This window comes from Leptolyngbya sp. FACHB-711 (genome assembly GCF_014695615.1).
In the GTDB taxonomy this organism is placed as follows: domain Bacteria; phylum Cyanobacteriota; class Cyanobacteriia; order Elainellales; family Elainellaceae; genus Leptolyngbya_A.
Genome location: NZ_JACJOR010000426.1, coordinates 1 through 3628, shown reverse-complemented (window position 1 = coordinate 3628; position 3628 = coordinate 1). Strand labels below are relative to the sequence as shown.

General features: G+C 45.4%; 5 protein-coding genes and 1 rRNA gene. 3 read left to right on the top strand and 3 right to left on the bottom strand.

Annotated elements, in window-relative coordinates; translation table 11 throughout:
* Both H6F80_RS18910 and H6F80_RS18905 read left to right on the top strand, forming a co-directional pair.
* The coding region (locus H6F80_RS18910) for a sensor histidine kinase (protein WP_199296684.1) at window positions 1-1106 on the top strand (1106 nt) is incomplete at its 5' end.
* Window positions 1107-1296: 190 nt separating this feature from the next.
* Complete coding sequence (locus H6F80_RS18905) at window positions 1297-1500, top strand: hypothetical protein (RefSeq protein ID WP_190793075.1); 204 nt, start codon at window positions 1297-1299, stop codon at window positions 1498-1500.
* Window positions 1501-1655: 155 nt separating this feature from the next.
* On the opposite strand, the gene H6F80_RS18900 is transcribed toward H6F80_RS18905, so the two are convergent.
* Window positions 1656-1850 carry a DUF2795 domain-containing protein gene (locus H6F80_RS18900; RefSeq protein ID WP_190793074.1) on the bottom strand — a complete coding sequence of 65 codons (195 nt, stop codon included), beginning with the start codon at window positions 1848-1850 and terminating at the stop codon, window positions 1656-1658.
* A 350-nt stretch (window positions 1851-2200) separates the two neighbouring features.
* On the opposite strand from H6F80_RS18900, the gene H6F80_RS18895 reads away from it, so the two are divergent.
* Window positions 2201-2590 (top strand): CAP domain-containing protein, encoded by a 390-nt coding sequence (locus H6F80_RS18895; RefSeq protein ID WP_199296683.1) that lies wholly within the window; start codon window positions 2201-2203, stop codon window positions 2588-2590.
* 126 nt (window positions 2591-2716) lie between these two features.
* On the opposite strand, the gene H6F80_RS18890 is transcribed toward H6F80_RS18895, so the two are convergent.
* Window positions 2717-3322, bottom strand: coding sequence for a hypothetical protein (locus H6F80_RS18890; protein ID WP_190793072.1), 606 nt, complete (start codon window positions 3320-3322; stop codon window positions 2717-2719).
* A 198-nt stretch (window positions 3323-3520) separates the two neighbouring features.
* A 5S ribosomal RNA gene (gene rrf, locus H6F80_RS31395) occupies window positions 3521-3628 on the bottom strand; the annotation flags it as partial.

Sequence of the window (3628 nt, the reverse complement as noted above, 5' to 3'; positions counted from 1 at the left end):
ACCGTCGTATTATAAATTGGCTAGAAGTGCCAGGGGTGCGGGAAGCTCTACAAAATCAAACCGTTCAAGGAACAGCGAAAGGCATATTATCAAACGACGATCGCCTATACGTGGCGCGACCAATTCAGCGCAATGGGCAGCTTCTAGGAGTGCTGAGAATGTCAGTGACGCTAGAACAATTTCAGCGGCAGCTCTCCTTGCTGTGGTGGACTGTGATCGGTGCCCTGCTGTTGACGATGTTTCTCTGCGCGGTGATTAGCGATCGGTTAGCCAGAAGTTTTGCAATTCCAATTCAAACCATGCGAGACTTTGCAATTCGGTTAGGGGGTGGTCATTTTGGCGACGAGTTGAGTATCCATCAAAGCAATGAATTAAATGAGTTAGCGATCGAACTGAATCGAATGAGTGAACGGCTAGCCTCTCTCGATCAGGAGCGTCGTGCCTTTCTAGCAAATGTCTCGCATGAACTTCGTACCCCCATTAGCAATATTCAAGTCACCGTTGAAGCACTGCAAAATGGAGCCGTAGAAGAACCTCATCTGCGCGATCGCTTCTTTCAAACGATTAGTGATGAAACGCAACGATCAGCCCGATTGATTCACGATCTACTGGACTTGGGGCGGTTAGAAGCAGGGGCAACCCTTTTAGAGCAACAGACAATCGATCTCCAGCAATTAATCGATCGTGCAGTTCGAGCGGTAGAAACGCGAATGCAAAGCCGTGGAATGTCGCTGCACCTGAAAGTTACAAAAGTTTCCCTAACCGGCGATCCGGAGCGACTTCTGCAAGCGTTATTAAACATTCTAGACAACGCAATCAAACATTCAAAAGAAAATTCTCAAGTCTTTATCGCTGGAATACGGAATAGTCAGCAAGCCATCATTACCATTCAAGACCAGGGACCAGGCATTGATCAAAACACATTGCCACGAATTTTTGAACAATTCTACACGGGCGATCCATCGCGAAAGGGAAGCAGCACAGGATTAGGGCTAGCAATCGCACAACGCATTATTCAGGCGCACGGCGGCAATATTACAGCAAGCAGTTCTCTTGGACAGGGTGCAAAATTTATAATTTGCTTGCCGCTGCATCCATTAAGCTAAATCACTTAAGCTTAATCGCTAAGTTAGATCGCGCGAAACACCATAAAAACACAACAAGCCAGAAAATTGCTAACGTGAATGAGTTGTAAATTTCAATGCGCAATCGTCAGCTTTGAGTGCAAGTAAATGTTTCACAACAGTTCACAACGGTTTAATCAACGTAACGAACAAGGGCAGGGAAAATCAAACGATGCGCGGTGATTCAGCCTATCTGATCTTCATCTGGTTTGGTGTAATTTGGGTTGCCCTTGGCATTGCTGCTGTCATTGCGCTGCTTAGGGCAGACAATCAACCAATTCGATTCGGGAAATGGGGTCTCTTGGTAGCGATTCCCAGCTTTCTTCCAATTCTAATCGCACTGATTGTTGGAGCAATTCTGGCAAGACAAAGCTGAATAACAAGCTATATTCAACGGCAAATATAGCGATCGTTAGCGAATCGAAAACGGGGTGTAGGAATGGCATTCCTATATGAGACACATAAAATGCATTACCTCAACACCCCTAGCAGAATAATTACAAACAAACACTTGCAAATAGCAATCTCAGCTTATTCCAACTCGCCAATCGCTTTGTTCACATCTGTTGGCTTCGCATATTCCTGATCCGGAATTTGTTCTAAAATCTGCTGCACATTTTTATCTGCGCCGTTCTTTTTCGCGTGTTTGAGAATATCCTCCTTAGTCGCAGGATAGTCGATCCCTTTTAGGTCTTTCTGAATCTCAATCGGATTTGCTTTTGCCATGACGAAAACCTCATAATTCTTTCCTCTATTTTCTAAACGATCGGTTTCCGTTGCTTCATCCTACTATTGACGGAATCCCTTTAACCAAGCAAGTATTAGCCTGTCTTGCTAAGCTGTTAATTTCTCTTCCCCTCCTAACCATGAATCGATCGCCCTTTCCTTCCCGTCTGCCTCAAAAAATAATTAATTGGTTTATCAAAAGCAGTCTTCTGTTCACGCTGCCTTTTGTGTTTTCAGGCTGTCAGTCCGTTCAAAATTTCTTAGAGGAAGCTTCACAGAAACTTCCTATCCTAAAAGAGATTGCTTCGCAACCTACACCAACTCCGGCTCAATCTTCATCCATTGCCATAGTGGAGAAGCAAATTTGGCAAGAGATTAATGCAATTCGTCAACAGCAAGGCTTAACCGAGCTGAATCATAACGATCGGCTTGCTTCTGTCGCTAGGAAATACAGCCAAAAGATGGCAGAGCGCAAGTTCTTCAGCCACACAAGCCCCGATGGAGACTCTGTTTCCGATCGCGTTCGTTCCGCCAACATCTTCTACTGGATAGTAGGTGAAAACTTATTTCGGAGTGTTAATATCGCTCAGCCCGTTCCTGCGGCAATTGAAGGGTGGATGAATAGCCCAGGACACCGAGCAAACATACTGCGATCGGAGTATCGGGAAACAGGCATCGGAGTTTGGCGTATTGGTAACTCCTATTGGGTCACGCAGATCTTTCTGCGTTCAATTCCATAACAACCTGATTAACGCAAATTTAAACAAAAAATGTGAGGGGTGCCTAAACATCAAATCGTTCACCCACTCACTCCATAATAAATCAAAGAATTGTTCAAAACACTAGCACTCGCAAAATACAGAAATCTAACTTAGAAATACCCCTCCGTCGCGCTGAATATTCAATGCACCCTGTCCAGCATCAACATCAACTGCTTCAACAAGGGTAACTTCTAGAACTCCTGGAGCAATCTGGCGAGGTGTCACTGTAACAAATCCACCATCAGGACGCACAAAGGTCATATTAACTGGAACCTGTAGCCCCTGAAGGGTTACTTGCGAACCACCCACAAGCGATCGCTGATCAGTTACCCCCAGCACCTCATAAGTTACATTAGTATTCGTATTATTAATTAACTCAATGCTAACTGTTCCATTAATAGGCGTAACAAACGCGCTTGGCGACTGAACAGTTTCTGGCAGAGGAGCCTGTTCTGGCGCAGTTCCCGGAAAAATTTGACCAGGTACAGGAGCAGAGGTAGCTGGACTTTGTCCAGTCTCTTGAAGAGTAGCAGCATTCGGTGGGCACCCCTGCGGCACACGGCGAGTGCTGTTAAATGGCTCTTCGTAGTAGATACGTGGACAGGGATTAATCCCAGGCGTTTGTGCTGCTGCTACAATCGGGATCACAGGTAGCGCAACAAGCAGCCCACCAATCAAGAAGCTAACTCTTTTACCGCAACTGCTTTGCATAAGATTTCTCAGATAGCGCATCTTTCAATGTCCTCACTTCTGAGGGAATCATAACCTATCTGTTTTCTTGTTCTCGTCGATCGTTAGGTATGGGTTAAAAAAGTAAAGTGATCATACTTACTTACGCCCTAAGCCTCAAATCGAGCGAAACAAAATCTCCCCCAAGCATAATCACAAGGGGGAGATTTCAGAAAATTACCCTGGCATCGAGCTATTGTTGCAGGAAGCAACCCTCCAACTATCGTCGCCGTTTCAGCGTTTCACACCTGAGTTCGGGATGGGTCAGGGTGGGTCCACCGTACCATA